The organism is Candidatus Hydrogenedentota bacterium, assembly GCA_016791475.1.
Taxonomy (GTDB): Bacteria; Hydrogenedentota; Hydrogenedentia; order Hydrogenedentales; family JAEUWI01; genus JAEUWI01.
The window spans coordinates 1-525 of sequence record JAEUWI010000450.1 but is presented as its reverse complement, the minus strand read 5'-3'; the positions used below and the strand labels follow the sequence as shown (position 1 = coordinate 525).

General features: G+C 63.8%; 1 protein-coding gene. It reads left to right on the top strand.

What is annotated here, in order from left to right; all coding sequences use genetic code 11:
• Positions 1-525: DUF1501 domain-containing protein (locus JNK74_30190; GenBank protein ID MBL7650440.1), on the top strand; the 525-nt coding region annotated here is incomplete at both ends.

Here is a 525-nt window from a genome sequence, read left to right as displayed (position 1 = left end):
GAGCGAATCGCAGGACCTGCCGGGCTACGTCGTGCTGTCGGCCGGTCGCGGCACGAGCGGCGGGGCATCGCTGTGGGCCAGCGGGTTCTTGCCGTCGATGTATGCCGGCGTGATGTTTCGCAATCAAGGCGACCCGGTGTTGAACCTTTCCAACCCCGCGGGCTTGCCGCCGGAGTTGCAACGCCTGGGCCTCGACGTGGCTCGCGATTTGAACGGCGAACGGTTCGAGCAAATGCACGACCCGGAGATCGCCAGCCGAATTGCGAGCTACGAACTCGCGTTCCGCATGCAATCGGCGGCGCCGGAGCTGATCGATCTTTCCGACGAAACACAGGAGACGATCGACGCCTACGGCATCAACCGTAAAGAGCCCGACATCAAAGCCTCGCGCGGCGGCGGCCCGGGGCAGTACAAGCAGTTCGCGACGAACTGCCTGTTGGCCCGACGTTTGGTCGAGCGCGGGGTGCGATTTGTGAGCCTTTTCCACGCTTCGTGGGACCATCACTCGAACCTCGACAACGAGCT